This window comes from Bacteroides sp. QWL-09, from assembly GCF_058683585.1.
In genome coordinates this window covers 2,354,703-2,374,662 of sequence record NZ_CM178748.1, presented here as the reverse complement: position 1 = coordinate 2,374,662, position 19,960 = coordinate 2,354,703, and the positions used below count along the sequence as shown (strand labels likewise).

Annotated in this window: 27 protein-coding genes; 24 read left to right on the top strand and 3 right to left on the bottom strand. The window is 38.6% G+C overall.

Features of this window, described 5'->3' with window-relative positions; translation table 11 throughout:
• The first annotated feature begins 4 nt into the window (after positions 1-4).
• From rpsC to rplQ, 23 genes are all read left to right on the top strand, one after another.
• A complete protein-coding gene (gene rpsC, locus AC4PG5_RS09400) occupies positions 5-736 on the top strand; it encodes a 30S ribosomal protein S3 (protein ID WP_492028650.1) in 732 nt (243 codons plus the stop codon).
• Positions 737-757: 21 nt separating this feature from the next.
• A complete protein-coding gene (gene rplP, locus AC4PG5_RS09395; RefSeq protein ID WP_146266367.1) occupies positions 758-1,192 on the top strand; it encodes a 50S ribosomal protein L16 in 435 nt (144 codons plus the stop codon).
• Between the two features lie 5 nt (positions 1,193-1,197).
• Positions 1,198-1,395, top strand: coding sequence for a 50S ribosomal protein L29 (gene rpmC, locus AC4PG5_RS09390; RefSeq protein WP_492028649.1), 198 nt, complete (start codon positions 1,198-1,200; stop codon positions 1,393-1,395).
• Positions 1,392-1,661, top strand: coding sequence for a 30S ribosomal protein S17 (rpsQ, locus tag AC4PG5_RS09385; protein WP_492028648.1), 270 nt, complete (start codon positions 1,392-1,394; stop codon positions 1,659-1,661). The genes rpmC and rpsQ overlap by 4 nt, the downstream gene beginning before the upstream one ends.
• Positions 1,662-1,663: 2 nt before the next feature.
• Entirely contained in the window at positions 1,664-2,029 is a 366-nt protein-coding gene (rplN, locus tag AC4PG5_RS09380; RefSeq protein WP_492028647.1) for a 50S ribosomal protein L14, read from the top strand.
• 20 nt (positions 2,030-2,049) lie between these two features.
• A complete protein-coding gene (gene rplX, locus AC4PG5_RS09375; protein ID WP_492028646.1) occupies positions 2,050-2,370 on the top strand; it encodes a 50S ribosomal protein L24 in 321 nt (106 codons plus the stop codon).
• A complete protein-coding gene (gene rplE, locus AC4PG5_RS09370) occupies positions 2,370-2,927 on the top strand; it encodes a 50S ribosomal protein L5 (RefSeq protein WP_492028645.1) in 558 nt (185 codons plus the stop codon). Before rplX ends, rplE begins: the two co-directional genes overlap by 1 nt.
• Before the next feature lie 5 nt (positions 2,928-2,932).
• Positions 2,933-3,202, top strand: a complete 270-nt coding sequence (rpsN, locus tag AC4PG5_RS09365; RefSeq protein ID WP_492028644.1) for a 30S ribosomal protein S14 — start codon at positions 2,933-2,935, stop codon at positions 3,200-3,202.
• A 48-nt stretch (positions 3,203-3,250) separates the two neighbouring features.
• Positions 3,251-3,646, top strand: a complete 396-nt coding sequence (rpsH, locus tag AC4PG5_RS09360; RefSeq protein WP_492028643.1) for a 30S ribosomal protein S8 — start codon at positions 3,251-3,253, stop codon at positions 3,644-3,646.
• Positions 3,647-3,664: 18 nt separating this feature from the next.
• On the top strand, positions 3,665-4,234 hold the full coding sequence (rplF, locus tag AC4PG5_RS09355) for a 50S ribosomal protein L6 (protein WP_492028642.1): 570 nt from the start codon (positions 3,665-3,667) through the stop codon (positions 4,232-4,234).
• A 21-nt stretch (positions 4,235-4,255) separates the two neighbouring features.
• On the top strand, positions 4,256-4,600 hold the full coding sequence (rplR, locus tag AC4PG5_RS09350; RefSeq protein ID WP_492028641.1) for a 50S ribosomal protein L18: 345 nt from the start codon (positions 4,256-4,258) through the stop codon (positions 4,598-4,600).
• Between the two features lie 5 nt (positions 4,601-4,605).
• On the top strand, positions 4,606-5,124 hold the full coding sequence (gene rpsE, locus AC4PG5_RS09345) for a 30S ribosomal protein S5 (protein WP_492028640.1): 519 nt from the start codon (positions 4,606-4,608) through the stop codon (positions 5,122-5,124).
• 9 nt (positions 5,125-5,133) lie between these two features.
• The gene (gene rpmD / locus AC4PG5_RS09340; RefSeq protein WP_492028639.1) at positions 5,134-5,310 is read left to right on the top strand and encodes a 50S ribosomal protein L30; all 177 of its coding nucleotides are present in this window, start codon (positions 5,134-5,136) and stop codon (positions 5,308-5,310) included.
• A 30-nt stretch (positions 5,311-5,340) separates the two neighbouring features.
• On the top strand, positions 5,341-5,787 hold the full coding sequence (gene rplO, locus AC4PG5_RS09335) for a 50S ribosomal protein L15 (RefSeq protein WP_492028638.1): 447 nt from the start codon (positions 5,341-5,343) through the stop codon (positions 5,785-5,787).
• 4 nt (positions 5,788-5,791) lie between these two features.
• Positions 5,792-7,129: a preprotein translocase subunit SecY gene (secY, locus tag AC4PG5_RS09330; protein ID WP_492028637.1), complete on the top strand. Its 1,338-nt coding sequence runs from the start codon at positions 5,792-5,794 to the stop codon at positions 7,127-7,129.
• Positions 7,130-7,141: 12 nt separating this feature from the next.
• Positions 7,142-7,939, top strand: coding sequence for a type I methionyl aminopeptidase (gene map / locus AC4PG5_RS09325; protein ID WP_492028636.1), 798 nt, complete (start codon positions 7,142-7,144; stop codon positions 7,937-7,939).
• 5 nt (positions 7,940-7,944) lie between these two features.
• Entirely contained in the window at positions 7,945-8,163 is a 219-nt protein-coding gene (gene infA, locus AC4PG5_RS09320) for a translation initiation factor IF-1 (protein ID WP_002558052.1), read from the top strand.
• A gap of 8 nt (positions 8,164-8,171) precedes the next feature.
• Positions 8,172-8,288, top strand: a complete 117-nt coding sequence (ykgO, locus tag AC4PG5_RS09315) for a type B 50S ribosomal protein L36 (RefSeq protein ID WP_002558051.1) — start codon at positions 8,172-8,174, stop codon at positions 8,286-8,288.
• A gap of 33 nt (positions 8,289-8,321) precedes the next feature.
• Positions 8,322-8,702, top strand: coding sequence for a 30S ribosomal protein S13 (gene rpsM / locus AC4PG5_RS09310; protein WP_492028635.1), 381 nt, complete (start codon positions 8,322-8,324; stop codon positions 8,700-8,702).
• Positions 8,703-8,713: 11 nt separating this feature from the next.
• Positions 8,714-9,103 carry a 30S ribosomal protein S11 gene (gene rpsK, locus AC4PG5_RS09305; RefSeq protein WP_492028634.1) on the top strand — a complete coding sequence of 130 codons (390 nt, stop codon included), beginning with the start codon at positions 8,714-8,716 and terminating at the stop codon, positions 9,101-9,103.
• Between the two features lie 117 nt (positions 9,104-9,220).
• Entirely contained in the window at positions 9,221-9,826 is a 606-nt protein-coding gene (gene rpsD / locus AC4PG5_RS09300; protein WP_492028633.1) for a 30S ribosomal protein S4, read from the top strand.
• A gap of 11 nt (positions 9,827-9,837) precedes the next feature.
• Complete coding sequence (locus AC4PG5_RS09295; RefSeq protein WP_492028632.1) at positions 9,838-10,830, top strand: DNA-directed RNA polymerase subunit alpha; 993 nt, start codon at positions 9,838-9,840, stop codon at positions 10,828-10,830.
• Positions 10,831-10,833: 3 nt separating this feature from the next.
• Complete coding sequence (gene rplQ / locus AC4PG5_RS09290; protein WP_492028631.1) at positions 10,834-11,325, top strand: 50S ribosomal protein L17; 492 nt, start codon at positions 10,834-10,836, stop codon at positions 11,323-11,325.
• A gap of 232 nt (positions 11,326-11,557) precedes the next feature.
• On the opposite strand, the gene AC4PG5_RS09285 is transcribed toward rplQ, so the two are convergent.
• Together AC4PG5_RS09285 and AC4PG5_RS09280 are read right to left on the bottom strand one after the other, a co-directional pair.
• Positions 11,558-12,817 (bottom strand): lamin tail domain-containing protein, encoded by a 1,260-nt coding sequence (locus tag AC4PG5_RS09285; RefSeq protein WP_492028630.1) that lies wholly within the window; start codon positions 12,815-12,817, stop codon positions 11,558-11,560.
• A 616-nt stretch (positions 12,818-13,433) separates the two neighbouring features.
• Positions 13,434-14,501: a M20 family metallo-hydrolase gene (locus tag AC4PG5_RS09280; RefSeq protein WP_492028629.1), complete on the bottom strand. Its 1,068-nt coding sequence runs from the start codon at positions 14,499-14,501 to the stop codon at positions 13,434-13,436.
• 86 nt (positions 14,502-14,587) lie between these two features.
• Between AC4PG5_RS09280 and AC4PG5_RS09275 the strand changes: the two genes are divergently transcribed.
• Positions 14,588-16,393 carry an AMP-dependent synthetase/ligase gene (locus AC4PG5_RS09275; protein ID WP_492028628.1) on the top strand — a complete coding sequence of 602 codons (1,806 nt, stop codon included), beginning with the start codon at positions 14,588-14,590 and terminating at the stop codon, positions 16,391-16,393.
• Between the two features lie 588 nt (positions 16,394-16,981).
• On the opposite strand, the gene AC4PG5_RS09270 is transcribed toward AC4PG5_RS09275, so the two are convergent.
• Positions 16,982-19,900 (bottom strand): M16 family metallopeptidase, encoded by a 2,919-nt coding sequence (locus AC4PG5_RS09270; protein WP_492028627.1) that lies wholly within the window; start codon positions 19,898-19,900, stop codon positions 16,982-16,984.
• Positions 19,901-19,960 lie beyond the last annotated feature (60 nt).

Here is a 19,960-nt window from a genome sequence, read left to right as displayed (position 1 = left end):
GTAGATGGGACAAAAAGTTAATCCAATAAGCAACCGTTTAGGAATTATCAGAGGATGGGATTCTAACTGGTACGGTGGAAATGATTACGGTGATTCATTGCTCGAAGATAGCAAGATCCGTAAATATCTTAATGCTAGACTTGCTAAAGCAAGTGTTTCACGAATCGTGATTGAACGTACATTGAAACTTGTTACTATTACGGTTTGTACTGCTCGTCCGGGAATCATTATTGGTAAAGGTGGTCAAGAAGTTGACAAGTTGAAAGAGGAGTTGAAGAAAATTACCGATAAAGATATTCAAATTAATATTTTTGAAGTTAAAAGACCTGAACTTGATGCTGTGATTGTTGCTAACAATATCGCTCGCCAGGTTGAAGGTAAGATCGCTTATCGTCGTGCTATCAAAATGGCTATCGCCAACACTATGCGCATGGGAGCTGAAGGTATCAAAATTCAGATCTCTGGTCGTTTGAATGGCGCTGAAATGGCTCGTTCTGAAATGTATAAAGAAGGAAGAACTCCTCTTCATACTTTTAGAGCTGACATTGACTATTGCCATGCAGAAGCATTGACTAAAGTTGGTTTGCTTGGTATCAAAGTTTGGATTTGTAGAGGTGAAGTGTTTGGGAAAAAAGAGTTAGCTCCAAACTTTACACAAAGCAAAGAAAGTGGTCGTGGAAATCATAATGGAAACGGCGGCGGCAAGAACTTCAAAAGAAAGAAAAATAATCGCTAACGAATTTGAATTTTAGGAACTATGTTACAACCGAAAAAGACAAAATTCAGAAGACAACAAAAAGGCCGTTCTAAAGGTAATGCCCAAAGAGGCAATCAGTTGGCTTTCGGTTCTTTTGGAATAAAGGCTTTGGAAACAAAATGGATTACAGGCCGTCAGATTGAAGCTGCTCGTATTGCAGTAACAAGATATATGCAACGTCAGGGACAGATATGGATTCGCATATTCCCGGATAAACCTATTACTAGAAAACCAGCCGATGTACGTATGGGTAAAGGTAAGGGTAGTCCAGAGGGATTTGTGGCGCCTGTAACTCCTGGTAGAATTATTATTGAAGCGGAAGGCGTTTCTTATGAAATCGCAAAAGAAGCTTTGCGTTTGGCTGCTCAAAAACTTCCTATCACTACGAAGTTTGTTGTGAGACGTGATTATGATATTCAAAATCAAAATGCGTAATATCTATGAAAATAGCAGAAATTAAAGAGATGACTACTACTGATTTAGTAGAAAGAGTGGAAGCAGAGGTTATGGCTTACAACCAAATGGTTTTAAATCATTCTATCTCTCCTATGGAAAATCCTGCTCAGATTAAGCATTTACGCAGGACTATTGCGCGTATGAAAACTGAGTTACGCCAAAGAGAACTTAATAATAAATGATCAGCTTGATGGAAGCAAGAAATTTAAGAAAAGAAAGAACAGGGGTTGTGTTAAGCAACAAAATGGATAAAACCATTACAGTTGCTGCAAAATTTAAAGAAAAACACCCTATCTATGGTAAGTTCGTTAGTAAAACGAAAAAATACCATGCTCATGATGAGAAAAACGAGTGCAACATTGGTGACACTGTGTGTATCATGGAGACTCGTCCTTTGAGCAAGACTAAAAGATGGAGATTAGTTGAAATAATCGAAAGAGCTAAGTAATTATGATACAAGCAGAATCCAGACTTACAGTATGTGATAACAGCGGGGCTAGAGAGGCTCTCTGTATTCGTGTATTAGGCGGTACAGGTCGTCGTTATGCTTCAGTTGGGGATGTAATTGTCGTTTCTGTAAAGAACGTCATCCCTTCTAGTGATATTAAAAAAGGTGCAGTGTCAAAAGCTTTGATCGTGCGTACTAAGAAAGAAATTCGTCGTGCAGACGGTTCTTATATACGTTTTGATGATAATGCTTGCGTATTGTTAAATAATGCGGGTGAAATTAGAGGTAGTCGTATTTTCGGTCCTGTAGCAAGAGAACTTCGTGCTACAAACATGAAAGTTGTGTCACTTGCGCCTGAAGTACTTTAATTTTGTAAAAGATTTAAGTAATGAGTAAATTACATATAAAGAAAGGCGATACAGTTTATGTGAATGCTGGTGAAGACAAAGGTAAAACTGGTCGTGTATTGAAAGTTCTTGTTGAAAAAGGACGTGCTTTTGTTGAAGGTATCAATATGGTATCTAAAAGTACAAAACCTAATGCAAAGAATCCTCAAGGAGGTATTGTGAAGCAAGAAGCTTCTATTCACATTTCTAACTTGAACCCAGTTGATCCGAAAACCGGTAAACCAACTCGTATTGGAAGAAGAAAAAGTTCGGAAGGAACTTTAGTGCGTTATTCTAAAAAATCAGGAGAGGAGATTAAATAATGAGTAATACTGCTAGCCTTAAGAAAGAATATGCAGAGCGCATTGCGCCTGCATTGAAATCACAGTTCCAGTATTCTTCTTCTATGCAAATTCCTGTACTTAAAAAGATTGTAATCAATCAAGGTTTAGGTATGGCGGTTGCTGATAAGAAGATTATTGAAGTGGCAATGAATGAAATTACAGCTATTACCGGTCAAAAGGCGGTAGCTACAATTTCTCGTAAAGATATCGCTAATTTTAAATTGCGTAAAAAAATGCCTATCGGAGTTATGGTAACTCTACGTCGTGAAAGAATGTACGAATTCCTTGAGAAATTAGTTCGTGTTGCTCTTCCACGTATCCGTGACTTTAAAGGTATTGAAAGTAAATTCGATGGCAAGGGTAATTATACTCTAGGTATTCAGGAACAAATCATTTTCCCTGAAATTAATATCGATAGTATAACTAGAATTTTAGGAATGAACATTACCTTTGTAACTTCTGCAAAAACAGATGAAGAAGGTTATGCTTTATTGAAGGAATTTGGTTTACCTTTTAAAAACGCTAAAAAAGATTAAGAGATATGGCAAAAGAATCAATGAAGGCTCGCGAAGTAAAGCGTGCTAAATTAGTAGCCAAATATGCTGAAAGAAGAGCTCAACTGAAGAAAGACGGAGACTATGAAGGATTACAGGCTTTGCCTAAAAATGCTTCTCCTGTTCGTTTGCACAATCGTTGTAAACTAACTGGTCGTCCTAAAGGATATATTCGTCAGTTCGGCATTTCGAGAATTCAGTTTCGTGAAATGGCATCTAGCGGTTTGATTCCAGGTGTTAAAAAAGCAAGCTGGTAATTTTTTAAATATTGTCAGGGAAGTCCTGATTAATTTAACTTATATAATATGACAGATCCAATAGCAGATTATTTGACAAGGTTGCGGAACGCAATTGGTGCAAAGCACAGAGTTGTAGAAGTTCCCGCATCTAACTTGAAAAAAGAAATCACTAAGATTCTTTTTGAAAAAGGCTACATTCTTAATTATAAGTTTGTAGAAGATGGTCCTCAAGGAACAATTAAAGTTGCCTTGAAGTATGATTCAGTTAACAAAGTTAACGCGATCAAAAAGTTAATCAGAATATCTACTCCAGGTATGCGTAAGTATACTGGTTATAAAGATATGCCGCGTGTAATTAATGGGTTGGGTATTGCTATAATATCTACTTCCAAAGGTGTAATGACAGACAAAGAAGCTGCTGATTTGAAAATCGGCGGTGAAGTTTTGTGTTATGTATATTAATTTTAGGAGGAAAAAGCAATGTCAAGAATAGGAAAATTACCCATTAGTATTCCTGCAGGAGTAACAGTTACTCTTAAGGATGATGTGGTTACCGTTAAGGGGCCAAAAGGCGAATTAAGCCAATATGTGAATCCTGCTATCAATGTTGCCATTGAAGACGCACAGGTAACTTTATCTGAGAATGAAAGCGCAATGTTGGATAATCCAAAACAAAAACATGCTTTTCATGGCTTGTACCGTTCTTTGCTTCACAACATGGTTGTAGGAGTATCTGAAGGTTATAAGAAAGAAATGGAACTTGTTGGTGTAGGTTATCGTGCTTCTAATCAAGGAAATATTATTGAACTATCTTTAGGATATACTCATAATATTTTCATTCAGTTGCCACCAGAAGTAAAGGTTGAAACAAAATCTGAAAGAAATAAGAATCCTCTTATTTTGTTGGAATCGTGTGACAAACAGTTGCTTGGTCAAGTTTGCTCAAAAATACGTTCTTTCCGTAAACCTGAACCATATAAAGGTAAAGGTATTAAGTTTGTTGGTGAAGTTATTCGCAGAAAGTCTGGTAAATCAGCTGGTGCTAAGTAAATGACGTAAATTTATATTATTATGACAACAAAAATAGAAAGACGAGTAAAAATTAAATATAGAGTACGCAATAAAATTTCAGGTACTTCTGAATGTCCGCGTATGAGTGTATTTAGAAGTAACAAGCAAATATACGTTCAGATTGTCGATGATCTTTCTGGAAAAACATTAGCTGCTGCTTCTTCTTTGGGGATGACTGAAAAGGTCGCAAAAAAAGAACAAGCGGTTAAAGTTGGTGAGTTAATTGCGAAAAAGGCTCAGGAAGCAGGTATTACTACTGTAGTTTTCGACCGTAATGGTTACTTGTATCATGGGAGAGTTAAAGAAGTGGCTGATGCAGCTCGTAACGGTGGACTTAAATTTTAATCATTATGGCAGGAGTTAATAATAGAGTTAAGATAACTAACGATATAGAACTTAAGGATAGACTAGTTGCTATCAATCGTGTAACCAAAGTGACTAAAGGTGGTAGAACTTTCAGTTTTTCTGCAATTGTCGTTGTTGGTAACGAAGATGGTATTATCGGTTGGGGTCTTGGTAAAGCAGGTGAAGTTACAGCTGCTATTGCAAAGGGCGTAGAATCAGCTAAGAAGAACCTTGTTAGAGTACCTATTTTGAAAGGTACTGTTCCTCATGAACAATCTGCAAGATTTGGTGGAGCTGAGGTATTTATTAAACCAGCTTCACACGGTACCGGAGTAGTAGCCGGTGGTGCGATGCGTGCCGTATTGGAAAGTGTTGGTATCACAGACGTTTTGGCTAAGTCAAAAGGTTCTTCTAACCCACACAATCTTGTTAAGGCTACGATTGAAGCTTTAGGTGAAATGCGTGATGCTAGAATGGTTGCTCAGAATAGAGGAATCAGTGTTGAAAAAGTATTTAGAGGATAAGGAGGAAGTATGTCAACTATTAAGATCAAACAAACTAAAAGTAGAATTGGTGCTCCGGCAGATCAGAAAAGAACTCTTGATGCACTGGGACTTCGTAAGATGAATCGTGTGGTTGAGCACGAGAGTACTCCTTCAATTCTTGGAATGGTAGATAAAGTAAAACACTTGGTTACCATTATTAAGTAATTATTTGTTGAATAAAAAAATTAATTACATATGAATTTAAGTAATTTAAAACCTGCTGCAGGATCTACTAAATCAAGAAAGAGAATTGGACGTGGTGCCGGTTCTGGTTTGGGTGGTACATCTACAAGAGGTCATAAAGGAGCTAAGTCAAGATCAGGATACTCTAAAAAAATCGGATTCGAAGGTGGACAGATGCCTCTTCAACGTCGAGTTCCTAAATTTGGCTTTAAGAATATCAATCGTGTTGAATATAAAGCAATCAACTTAGATACTATTCAAAAATTGGCTGATTTGAAGAAAGTGGATACAATCTCTTTAACTGATTTTGTAGAAGCTGGATTCGTTTCATCAAACCAATTAGTGAAGGTTTTAGGAAACGGTGCTTTAACTTCAAAGGTTAGTGTAGAAGCTCATGCATTCTCAAAAACAGCTGCTGCTGCAATTGAGGCTGTTGGTGGAAATGTAGTAAAACTCTAATTCAATGAGAAAAGCTATTGAAACATTAAAGAATATATGGAAAATTGAGGATCTGAGACAACGGATCCTCATCACCATATTGTTCGTGGCAATTTACCGTTTCGGTTCATATGTTGTATTGCCGGGTATTAACCCTGCAATGCTTACAAAGTTGCACGAACAAACCAGTGAGGGCTTATTAGCCTTGTTGAATATGTTCTCTGGAGGAGCATTTTCTAATGCATCTATTTTTGCATTAGGAATAATGCCTTATATCTCTGCATCTATTGTTATTCAGTTATTAGGAATTGCTGTTCCTTATTTTCAGAAATTGCAACGTGAGGGTGAGAGTGGTAGAAGAAAGATGAATGAATATACTCGCTATTTAACGATAGCTATATTGTTGGTTCAGGCTCCTTCTTATTTACTTAATCTTAAGATGCAAGCTGGACCTTCCTTAAATGCTTCATTAGATTGGACTCTGTTTCTAATTACCTCTACTATTATTTTAGCAGCTGGTAGTATGTTTATTTTGTGGCTTGGTGAAAGAATTACCGATAAGGGTATTGGAAATGGTATTTCATTTATCATTTTGATTGGTATTATTGCTCGTTTCCCTAATTCTTTAGCACAAGAATTTATCTCTAGAACAGATAAGAATGGTGGATTGATCATGTTCTTATTTGAGATTGTATTCTTGTTGGCTGTTATTGCAGCAGCTATTCTATTGGTACAAGGAACACGAAAAGTGCCTGTACAATATGCTAAAAGAATTGTTGGAAATAAACAATTTGGTGGCGCAAGGCAGTATATTCCTTTAAAGGTTAATGCTGCAGGTGTTATGCCTATCATTTTTGCTCAGGCAATAATGTTTATTCCAATTACCTTAATAGGTTTTTCTAATGTAAATACAGCGGGTGGTTTTTTACACGCGTTTACTGATCATACAAGTTTTTGGTATAATTTTGTTTTTGCAGTAATGATTATATTATTCACTTATTTTTATACTGCGATTACAATTAACCCAACTCAGATGGCCGAAGATATGAAGCGTAATAATGGTTTTATACCAGGTATTAAGCCGGGAAAAGCAACAGCAGATTATATCGATGACATCATGTCTCGTATAACTTTGCCAGGTTCGTTCTTCTTAGCGATTATAGCTATTCTTCCAGCTTTTGCTAGCATCTTTAATGTGCAAGCAGGGTTTGCCCAATTTTTTGGTGGAACATCTTTGTTGATTCTTGTGGGTGTTGTTCTTGATACTCTGCAACAAGTTGAAAGTCATTTGTTGATGAGACATTATGACGGTTTGTTGAAATCAGGTCGTATTAAAGGACGCACAGGGGTCGCTGCTTATTAATCTTTTGAAAGAATGATATTTCTTAAAACTGAAGATGAAATAGAATTGCTCCGCCAAAGTAATTTGCTTGTTGGAAAAACACTTGCAGAAATTGCTAAGGTAATAAAACCGGGTGTCACGACTCGTGAATTGGATAAAGTAGCAGAAGAATATATTAGGGATAATGGGGCTATTCCCACATTTAAGGGATTTCCCAATCAATATGGAGCCCCATTTCCTGCTTCTATCTGCACTTCAATAAATGAGCAAGTCGTTCACGGAATACCAAATGATACCATCCTCAAAGATGGTGATATTGTGTCGGTAGACTGTGGAACATACATGAATGGGTTTTGCGGTGATTCAGCATATACCTTTTGTGTTGGTGAGGTTGATACAGAAATTCTCAAGCTATTGAAGACAACAAAAGAAGCATTATACATCGGCATCGAGAATGCTGTTCAAGGCAAAAGAATTGGAGATATTGGATATGCTATACAGCAATATTGCGAATCTCGTTCTTTGGGTGTTGTGCGTGAATTTGTTGGACACGGTATCGGTAAAGAAATGCATGAGGATCCGCAAGTACCTAATTATGGAAAGCGGGGATATGGAACAATGTTGAAAAAAGGCTTGTGCATTGCTATTGAACCAATGATAACGTTAGGTGATCGTCAAATAGTGATGGAGAATGATGGATGGAGCGTGAGAACAAGAGATCGGAAATGTGCTGCTCATTTTGAGCATACTATTGCGATCAATTCAGGTAAGGCTGATATTTTATCATCATTTGAATTTATAGAAGAGGTTTTAGGAGATAAAGCAATATAATTAATATGGCAAAGCAATCTGCAATAGAACAAGATGGAGTTATAGTTGAAGCATTGTCTAATGCAATGTTTCGTGTTGAATTAGAAAACGGGCATGAGATTACAGCTCATATCTCAGGTAAGATGAGAATGCACTACATTAAAATCTTACCAGGTGATAAAGTTAGAGTCGAAATGTCTCCTTACGACTTATCGAAAGGAAGAATTGTATTTAGATATAAATAAAATTAGATATGAAAGTAAGAGCATCTTTAAAAAAACGTACGCCAGAATGTAAAATCGTTAGACGTAATGGCCGTTTGTATGTTATTAACAAGAAAAATCCTAAGTATAAACAACGTCAAGGATAATTTATTATTTTTGCAAAAAAAATAATTTAGTATATGGCTATAAGAATAGTTGGTGTAGATTTACCTCAAAATAAGAGAGGTGAAATTGCGTTGACCTATGTATACGGAATAGGTCGCAGTAGTTCAGCTAAGATTTTAGATAAGGCTGGTGTAGATAAAGATATTAAAGTAAAAGATTGGACTGATGACCAAGCTGCTAAGATTCGTGAGATTATTGGCGCGGAATTTAAAGTAGAAGGTGATCTACGTTCTGAGGTCCAATTGAACATTAAGCGATTAATGGACATTGGTTGCTACCGTGGAGTTCGTCATCGTATTGGCTTGCCTGTAAGAGGTCAAAGTACAAAAAACAATGCACGTACTCGTAAGGGTAGAAAGAAAACCGTTGCAAATAAGAAAAAAGCTACTAAATAATAATTGTTGATATGGCAAAAAAAACAGTCGCAGCTAAGAAGAGAAATGTGAAAGTAGAAGCTAATGGACAGTTACATGTTCATTCATCTTTCAACAATATTATTGTTTCTCTTGCAAATAGTGAAGGGCAGATTATATCTTGGTCATCTGCTGGTAAGATGGGATTTAGAGGTTCTAAAAAGAACACTCCTTATGCAGCACAGATGGCTGCTCAAGATTGTGCTAAAGTGGCATTTGATCTTGGTTTAAGAAAGGTTAAGGCCTATGTTAAGGGTCCAGGTAACGGACGTGAGTCTGCTATTAGAACTATCCACGGGGCAGGTATTGAAGTTACAGAAATTGTTGATGTAACTCCACTTCCACATAATGGTTGTCGTCCTCCAAAAAGACGTAGAGTTTAATCATTATCTTTAATTTAAATGAGACTTGATTTTGTTTAGGATTGCATTAATTTCTTCTCTGTAATCGCGGCTGCAACAAATTAAGTTCATGAATAAACAATTAAATATTTAAAAAAAATGGCTAGATATACTGGACCAAAATCAAGAATCGCTCGTAAATTCGGTGAAGGAATTTTTGGAGCTGATAAAGTTTTATCTAAGAAAAACTACCCTCCTGGACAGCACGGAAACTCTAGAAAGAGAAAAACATCTGAATATGGTATTCAGCTTCGTGAAAAACAGAAAGCTAAATACACTTATGGCGTTTTAGAAAAACAGTTCCGTAACTTGTTTGAAAAAGCTGCTACAGCTAAAGGTATTACAGGTGAAGTGTTGCTTCAATTGTTGGAAGGTCGTCTTGATAACGTTGTTTATCGTTTAGGAATTGCTCCTACTCGCGCAGCTGCTCGTCAATTAGTTGGTCACAAGCACATTACCGTAGATGGTAAGGTGGTAAATATCCCTTCATTTGCTGTAAAACCAGGTCAATTGATTGGTGTTCGTGAAAGATCAAAATCTTTGGAAGTGATTGCTAATTCTCTTGCTGGTTTTAATCACAGCAAATATGCTTGGTTGGAATGGGATGAAGCTACTAAGATTGGTAAATTATTATATGTACCTGAAAGAGCAGACATTCCAGAAAACATTAAAGAGCATTTGATCGTTGAATTGTATTCTAAATAATAATTAATTTCATGGCGATATTAGCATTTCAAAAACCTGATAAAGTATTAATGTTGGAAGCGGACGCTAAATTCGGTAAATTCGAATTTCGTCCGTTGGAGCCGGGTTTTGGTATTACTGTAGGTAATGCATTACGCCGTATTCTTCTTTCTTCATTAGAAGGTTTTGCGATCACAACTATCAAAATTGATGGTGTGGAGCATGAATTTTCAAGTGTACCGGGAGTTAAGGAAGATGTTACCAACATTATCTTGAATCTGAAACAAGTTAGATTCAAGCAAGTAGTTGAAGAATTCGAGAGCGAAAAAGTGAGTATCACTATTGAGAATTCAAGTGAATTTAAAGCAGGTGACATAGGTAAGTATTTGACTGGATTTGAAGTGTTAAATCCGGAATTAGTTATTTGTCATTTAGATTCTGAGGCAACTATGCAAATTGATATTACAATTAACAAAGGCCGTGGTTATGTTCCTGCTGATGAGAATCGCGAATATTGCACAGATGTTAATGTAATTCCAATTGATTCCATTTATACTCCGATACGTAATGTTAAGTATGCTGTAGAAAACTTCCGTGTTGAACAGAAGACTGACTATGAAAAGCTTGTACTTGAAATTAGTACGGATGGTTCCATTCATCCGAAGGAAGCATTGAAGGAAGCTGCTAAAATTTTGATTTATCATTTCATGTTATTCTCTGATGAGAAAATTACTCTTGAGACTAATGATGCAGATGGTAATGAAGAGTTTGATGAAGAAGTTCTTCATATGCGTCAATTATTGAAGACTAAGTTAGTTGATATGGACTTGTCTGTTCGTGCTCTTAACTGTTTGAAAGCGGCTGATGTAGATACATTAGGTGACTTAGTTCAATTTAATAAAACGGACTTATTGAAGTTTAGAAACTTTGGAAAGAAATCGCTTACCGAGCTTGATGATTTGCTGGAAGGTCTGAATCTTTCGTTTGGAACTGATATTTCTAAATATAAATTAGATAAAGAATAAAAAATGAGACATAATAAAAAATTCAATCACTTAGGTCGTACTGCTTCTCATAGAAATGCGATGCTATCTAACATGGCTTGTTCTTTGATTAAGCACAAAAGAATCACTACGACTGTTGCTAAGGCTAAAGCGTTGAAAAAGTTTGTTGAGCCTTTACTTACTAAGTCGAAACAAGACACAACTAACTCTCGTCGTGTTGTGTTTAGCAACTTGCAAGATAAATTTGCTGTAACAGAATTGTTCAGAGAAATCTCTGTGAAGATTGCTGACCGTCCGGGAGGTTATACTCGTATCATCAAGACAGGTAATCGTTTAGGTGATAATGCTGAGATGTGTTTTATTGAACTTGTTGATTTCAACGAGAACATGGCTAAGGAAAAAGTGGCTAAGAAAGCAACTCGTACTCGCCGTTCTAAGAAAACTGTAGCAAATGCAGAAGCTGTTGAAGCTGAAGCTCCAGTTGCAGAAGAACCTAAAGCTGAATCAGCAGAATAATTTAAGGTTATTCTTATAGATACAAGTATAAAGGGAGTCCATATGGACTCCCTTTTTATATGTCTCCAATCTAGCTCCTCTTATCTTTTGACGCTCGTGTGACATATCTATCTTCTGAGATCATTAATGATTCAATGTTTTGCACGCTCTGTCGAGATTTACAGACTCTAAAGTACAGGTGCTACCAAAAGCAACCGCCCAGGTCAACTTCGGCTGGAGTAATTTGGCTCTCTCAATTTGAAGAATTTTCCATTCCAGGCGTTCCTCCTGAAGGAGCTGTACACGACTTCCAGTTAGCATTTAGTGAAGGAAGTTCAGGCGACCGTTTTTCAAGAGAAAGGCCTCTAAAACCCGATTGGGTATTTGATGTATGCATCCAGTTTCTAAACCGACATTTATCAATTAATTGCCCCGTGGCAGTGATGAGTACGAGTATTCCATCTGAGTTATTTAAAGGAGGGAAATTGCTGATTTCAACGAGAGATTCATCAGTCACGTTATGAGTTCTCTCTAGCTTTTCGATTGATTTGGTAAAACACAAGTAGTGATATGGAGGAATGGTACGTTTGGCATTGCCCGTATAAAGCCATGTTTTGCTCATGTATGTACCATTTTCACGAAGTTTACCCAAATAAAGTTCATCTATGGGAAGGGCTGCATTAGTCGGATTATAAATCTCTACATATTCTGCACCGTCACTTTTTGCATCGTACATGACTTCATTGAACAACAATAGCCCTCTAACTTGATCCGGTAAATCGGGCGTTTCGTCTGGCTGATCCGGTTTCGTTCCAGAAGTATCCGAGAAAGTGGGAACTCCTTTGGTTAAACAAATATGATGAAAGCGAAACCCTTTAGAGCGTGAGGAAGTATAGACACATAGTAATCCGCAACAAGAGGTTGTTGTGATTTGAGTATCTTTCATCCTTCCTTCAATAAAATAATCTTTTTCTTCCGCTTTGTGAGTCCACAAGGACCAAACCCCATTGACATCACATTCCACCTTAATGGCAATATTAGGTGAGTTATCTCCCTGCATAATCATCCGTCCACTGATTAGCAACGTACAGTCATCACTTTCTTGTCGATAGAGCGAGACGTTATCACTCACTCCTCCGATTTCTAGAAAATAGCCATTCAGCTCTTCGTTTAAGATGGGAGAGGAGGACGTTAAATAGAAACGCGCAAAATTCCTTGAAGAGGGATTAAACTTAAGTGTGACCTCTAATTCCCATCGTCGGTCACAGATTTCATCTAATGGGGTGGATAGATAAGCGACTCCTTCTGTTTGTTCTTGAGCATTAAGTTGAATACCCTTTTGTGAATCAATGATAAACTCTTCCTTATTGCCCGACCACTGAAGATCTGCTGTATGATCAGTAGAAGATTCTTCACTCTCTTCGTCTAGAGGTAAACTACAACTGAGAAGTAGGGACGAGAGTGAGGTCAGTACACATAGAATAGCGTGATTAACTTTCTTATAGTACAACACTTCTGTATTAGAATTTGGTTTTCTTTCCTACAAAATTAGAACTAAAACGTGAGAACGGTCTATTTACTTGTTTATATTTTGTTAAAAGTAAACCTTCTAAGGAAACTAAAGTGGTAATGACCTATTGAAATCTGTAGCAAGTAGATGGGCCTATTGTAGTGTGATGACGCCCTACGCTTATGGTTTATTCTTGATGAGTCTTGAGTCATGATCTATGGTTCACGGCCCACGGTTCACGACTCACGGCTCACGGCTTTTGCTTGATGCTTGACAATTTTTGTCTCATGAATTACCTGAACAGTCCGGTAGACAGAAAAAGAATAATTGGAAGCCTCCTTTAATCGTATTTCTTACTTCCTTACCCAATAGTGATTATCGTAATGGTGATTATCATAATAGTGATAATGATAGTTTAATACTAATACAAATGCAAATACGAATTAATGCTAATGATGCTAATAACGTTAATAACTCTAATACTAATAAGCGGTGCTAAAGTTCCTTTCTATTGCTAGTCCAAAGAGGTTGTCTCAACAACGGTGAGTCCCTCAAAAGGTTGCGGAAACTTTAGCAGCGCCTATCGCTAAGATTTATGATACTAAGACTTATTGACTATTTAAAGAATCAGTCCGTTGAGCGCCTCAAGATAGAGTCCGATTGCCTCTTCAATCTCTTTTAGCATGATGTATTCATCCGCGGTATGCGATCGTGAAGATCGTCCCGGTCCCATCTTTATAGACGGGAAATTCATTAATGCTTGATCAGATAATGTTGATGAGCCAAAAGGAATTCGTCCCATGCCAACCACTTTCTTAACAAATGGATGATTAGGATCAATCCTAGAAGAGTTGAGTCGGAATGAGCGTGCTTTAGCTTCACAACCAATCTGTTTTCTGATGTCATCGTATAGCATCTCATTACTATAAAGCTCATTACTTCTGATATCCACCACAAAAGAACATTTATCCGGTACGACATTATGTTGAGTGCCGGCGTTGATCATCGTTACGCTCATGGTTACCGGACCCAATAATGGAGATTCCTTTTCAAATTGATGATCACGGAACCAAGCGATATCATTCAGCGTTTTATAAATAGCATTGACCCCTTCTTGGCGTGCGGCATGTCCTGCTTTTCCTGTAGCGGTGACGTCCAGAACCATTAGTCCCTTTTCCGCAATGGCGGGTTGCATCTCTGTTGGTTCACCCACAATGGCGAATGAGATAGGAGGAAGGCCCGATAGAACAGACTCTATTCCTCCTTTTCCGGAGATCTCCTCTTCGCAAGAAGCCAAGAAGATCAAGTTATAATGTTGGGTGGTCCGACAAAGTTGTAAGAAGACCTGTAGTAATGAGACTACACTAGCGCCGGCATCGTTACTCCCTAGTCCGTAGAGCTTTCCATTCTCTTCGTGCGGCATGAAAGGAGATTTCCGCCAACCGTTGACCGGTTTTACGGTATCGATATGAGAATTAAGTAAGATGGTCGGTTTATTTAAATCGAACATTGGACTTAAGCACCATACATTATTCCCTTTTCGTCCGGTTTGCATACCTTCGGCTTCAATATAGTTCTGCAAGAAATCGGCCGCTTGTTCTTCTTCCCGGCTAATAGAGGGAATAGCTATTAACGACTTTAAGAGGCTAACAGCTTCATTGGTCATATAAGGAATGTCATATTTCATACGACAAAATTACTGATAATTATCTAAAAAGACGATAGTTTCAAATAAAACCAATAACTTTGCACTGATTTAATAAAAAGAACAATATGGTTTATCATCATTTATCTGTCTTGGTTCATCGCCAAGCCCAAAAGTATGGCGACAGAATTGCTTTGAAATATCGCGATTACGAGTTGGGGCAGTGGATTCCGGTGACCTGGAATCAATTTTCGAAAACGGTTTCTCAAACGGCTAATGCTTTCGTCGCTTTAGGAATTGAGGAAGAAGAAAATATTGGAATTTTCTCTCAAAACAAACCCGAGTGGTTCTATACTGATTTTGGGGCTTTTGCCAACAGAGTGGTCACCATTCCCTTTTATGCGACAAGTTCACCTGCACAAGCACAATACATCATCAATGATGCTCAGATCCGTTTCTTGTTTGTGGGCGAACAATATCAATATAATGCAGCTTTCAGCGTTTTTAGCGTTTGTCCTTCATTGCAGCAGATCATCATCTTCGACTCTTCCGTAGTCAAAGACCCGCGTGATGTTTCTTCGATCTATTTTGAAGATTTTCTCAAAACGGGTGAAGGCTTACCCTTTAATGCTATTGTTGAGGAACGTACAGCTAAAGCTTCTGAAGATGATTTAGCCAATATCCTTTATACATCGGGTACAACCGGTGAACCTAAGGGCGTGATGTTGCATCACTCTTGTTATTTGGAACAATTCCGTTCACATGACGAGCGACTGACAACAATGTCTGATAAAGATGTATCGATGAACTTCCTACCGCTAACTCACGTCTTTGAGAAGGCTTGGTGTTACTTATGTATCCACCGAGGTGTGCAGATCTGCATCAATCTTCGTCCGGCAGATATCCAAACGACCATTAAAGAGGTCCGCCCTTCGTTGATGTGTAGTGTCCCTCGTTTCTGGGAGAAGATTTATACCGGTGTTAAAGAAAAAATTAATGAGACGACCGGATTGAAGAAGACCCTAATGCTCGATGCGATTAAGGTGGGTAAGGTGCATAATATTGACCATTTGCGTTTAGGAAAGACGCCGCCATTATTGAATCAGTTGAAGTATAAGTTTTATGAGAAGACCATTTATTCTTTACTGAAGAAGACGATTGGTATTGAAAATGGTAATTTCTTCCCAACGGCAGGTGCGGCAGTACCTGATGAGATTAATGAATTTGTGCATTCGGTAGGGATCAATATGATTGTTGGCTATGGATTGACAGAATCTACGGCGACGGTTTCTTGTGCTTTGCCGACCAATTACCAGATCGGATCAGTCGGCGTGCCACTCCCTAATGTGGAAGTTAAGATTGGTGCTGATAATGAGATTCTTCTTCGTGGAAAAACGATCACTAGAGGTTATTATAAGAAGGCAGAGGCTACAGCAGCCGCGATTGATGCCGATGGATGGTTCCATACCGGAGATGCCGGGTATATTAAAAATGGAGAGCTGTTCTTAACCGATCGCATCAAGGACCTGTTTAAGACGTCGAATGGAAAGTACATTGCGCCACAAGCCCTAGAGACAAAACTTGTGATTGACCGTTACATTGACCAAATTGCAGTTATTGCCGATCAACGTAAGTTTGTTTCCGCCCTGATTGTGCCGGTTTTTGAGTTCGTCGAGGAATTTGCAAAGAGCAAAGGCTTGCCATATGCCGATCGCAAAGAATTGATCAGTCATCCTGAGGTGATTCAATTGTTCCGTACGCGGATTGATACGTTGCAGCAGCAATTTGCCCATTATGAACAGATCAAACGTTTCACTTTACTCCCCAAACCATTTAGCATGGAGCAAGGAGAGGTAACCAACACCTTGAAACTTAAACGTTCGGTGGTGGCTGAAAACTATAAAGAAGTGATTAATAAGATGTATGAGGAATAAAATCTAACGGGTTTTAATCCATTTGAAAATAGAATCTTATCATATTGCCCTGGCTTGTCGAGAATGCAAGCTAGGGCAATTTTCTTTTCTGCATTGTTGAACCCCAATTCCGAGACGTTGATGAGTTGGCGTGACCCTGTTATTAGCTGCTGGCGCAATTGAAATAAAGCCCTATTGCCGTTGCTTTTCTTGAGCCCTCGAACGAAGGCCGATCAGCCCTCGAACGAGAGCCGAAGAGCCTTCGAAGGAAAACCGTTGAGCCCTCGAACGAGGGCTCAAGAAAGGAAGTGACGAAAACGATTAATGATTATAGGAAAACCGTTAAATGCATTAAGATGGCCGCTCATGCCCTGCTGCTTTGGTTTTATTTCATAGGCGAATGAGAGTTATACGTTAAGGTCGGCCGGGTTTAAATCAATAAAAGAGCACCATCGACAACCAATCGTTCATTATTGGTTTGTCAATGGTGCTCTTTCTATGTTCTAAACTCCACGTTTTCAACCGGAGGAGAAGGGAGCTTAACGCTTTCCTTCAATGCCCCCGTTTATGAACGTTCTTTTTCTGATGAACAATCAAGAGATGTACGGCTTAGTAACCAAAGATCTGTTCTTGTGTCAGTTCTTCGATAGGGCCAACTTGTTTGAGTTTCTCTAAATCCAAGTCTTTCTTATCTCCAAGGATACAGTAAGTATAGGTGCGTCCCTTTACCCATTTCTGTTGGAAGTTGATGATATCTTTCAGCGTTAAATTCTGTACCTCTTTATATAGAGTGCTTCTTGAATCGACATCCAATCCTAAATCTTGAGCTTCAATGTAAGCCCAGATGACATCTTCTTTAGTGGTGCGATCAGTGCGTAAACGATTAATGATTCCATCTTTGGCTAACTTAAATGCGGCTTCTGATTCCGGCATCTGATTGATGATTTCATTGAACGTGTTGATCGCATCAATCATCTTGTCGTTCTGAGTAGCAATGTATGTTTGAACAATATAAGGATACTTCAAGAATCTAGGCTTAACCATGCCGGCCCAAGCTGAGTAGGCGAGCCCGCGGCTTTCACGCATTTCTTGGAAAACGATTGAGTTCATGCCACCTCCGAAATATTCATCGTATAATTCACGAGTCGGCTCTATTGCTGGATTGAACTTTTCATCATTGTTGGAGACTTGAGCCATATAGATTTGCTTAGCTTCGTATGGGGCAATCAGTACCTTGTTCTGACGAGTCGTGAAATAAGGAAATACTTTCCCTGCCGGAATCTCTTTCAGTTGTTTTGGAGTGCGATGATTTTCCTTAATGATAGCTAGTACTTCTTGCTCAGCCTTTGGTCCGTAATATAAGATACGGTGGTTGTAAGAGGTTTGTGCATGAATACGGTCGACCAATTCTTGCGGATTCATCTGCTTGAGTTCGCTTTCCGAGACTAAGTTTGTAGTCGGCGAGTTTTGGCCATACATGCCGTAGCTCATTAATCTTCTGAAGTTTTGAGCCTGATTGAGTTTGCTGTCTTTACGGGCTTTTAGGATATCTGCCACCATATTGGTGTAGGCCTCTTGGTTCACTTGGGCATCAGCCAATAGCTTTTCGAAAAGGCGCATGGCCGGTAGCATGTTTTCACTTAAACCTGATAGGGTTACATACGTGCGTTCATTGCTTGGGCTAACAGAAAAGTTACAAGCCAATCGGTAGAATTCGCTTTTTACTTCTTCAGGCGTCATGTCTGAGGTTCCTAAATATTCAAGATAGTCGAATGCTGTACCAAGTACTTTATCGTTGTTATTACCCATCTCGAAGACATAAACCAATCGGAAAAGATCGTTAGTGGTGTTCTTCTTGTAGAGTACAGGGAGGCCTAATTGAGCTTGTAACTGGCTTAGATCTGTTTTGAAATCTAAGAATTTAGGCTCGATAGGACTAACTGCGCTGTGCTGAATCTCTTTTAAGAAAGGACTGACAGCATCTCTATTCATGGCTATCGGAGTGATGGCCGGTTTAGACATCTTCTTCTCATTAAGGTCTTTGCCTTGCTTTTTGTAGATAATCGCCAGGTTATTTTCTTTTAGATATTTCTGAGCGAAGTTGACAATGTCATTCTTGTTTAACTTGCTCATTCGTTCGATAGAGTTGACTTCGTCAGCCCACTTGCTTCCGTTGATGAAAGAGTTGACAAACATATCAGCACGACCTTCGTTGTTTTCAAGTTGCTTCATTAGGTACATCTTGAAATTGTTGATGTTGGCTTGGAGCATTTTCTCATCAAAATCGCCTGCACGTAATTTCTTAAGTTCGCCAAATAGTAATTGCTTGAGTTCATCTAAAGTTTGTCCCTGTTTTGGACGAGCTTGCATGAATAATACTGAATAATCGGACATTCCCATCGGATAACAATAAGCCGATAAAGCTTTCTGTTGTTGATTGATGTCTAGGTCGATTAACCCGGCTTTGCCATTGTATAGAATTTGAGAAACAACTTGTAGGATTTCATAATCTTTGCTAGCTGCTCCCGGGAAACGCCAAGCTAAGGTTAGGCTTTCGGCATCAGGCCCAAGGATCTCGCGGACAACCGGTTGCTTGATTTCGCTTTCTTGTTGACGTTTCAACTTTGGAAGTTGTTGGTTTGGATGCATCTTTCCAAAGTAGTGGTCAATGGTCTTGATGGTTTGATCAGGATCGAAATCACCCGACATACAGATGGCCATGTTATTGGGCACATACCATGTTCTATGGTAATTCTTGATATTCGTGATGGATGGATTCTTCAAATGCTCTTGTGTTCCCAAAACGGTTTGTTGTCCATATGGATGGTGTGGGAACAATGAGGAGAGTGTGGCTTCATAGACCTTACGAGGATCTTTGGTTAACGACATGTTTTTCTCTTCGTATACCGTTTCCAACTCAGTGTGGAATCCGCGGATCACATTGTTCTCAAATCGGTCGGCTTGGATCTTGGCCCAATTATCGATCTGATTGGATGGGATGTCCTCTACATAAACAGTTTGATCGAAGCTGGTGTAGGCGTTAGTTCCTTTAGCTCCGATGGCTGCCATAAGCTTGTCATACTCGTTAGGTATGGAATATTTTGAAGCTTCGTAAGATAAACTGTCAATGATGTGATAAATCGCTTTCCGTTTGGCTTCATCTTTCGTTTGGCGGTAGATCTCGAAATTCTTTTCTATTTGGTCGAGTAAAGGTTTCTCTGCCGCATAATTTTGAGTTCCGAATTGTTGACTTCCTTTAAACATAAGATGTTCAAAATAGTGAGCTAGTCCGGTGGTCTCTGCCGGATCATTCTTTCCGCCTACGCGTACGGCGATGAATGTTTGAATTCTTGGAAGCTCCTTGTTTACAGTTAGATAGACTTTTAATCCATTATCCAACGTATAAATACGTGCCTTCAAAGGATCGTTTGGAACGGTCTCGTAGTGATAGGCTTTTTGAGCACTACACAGGCTTGAAGCTAACATAAAGAGAACTGTCAAGCTGTAAAAAATAAGACGTTTATTCATAATGAAACTACATTTTGGTTATAAAAACAAAGGTAAAAGATTTTTGTGTATATTTGCATT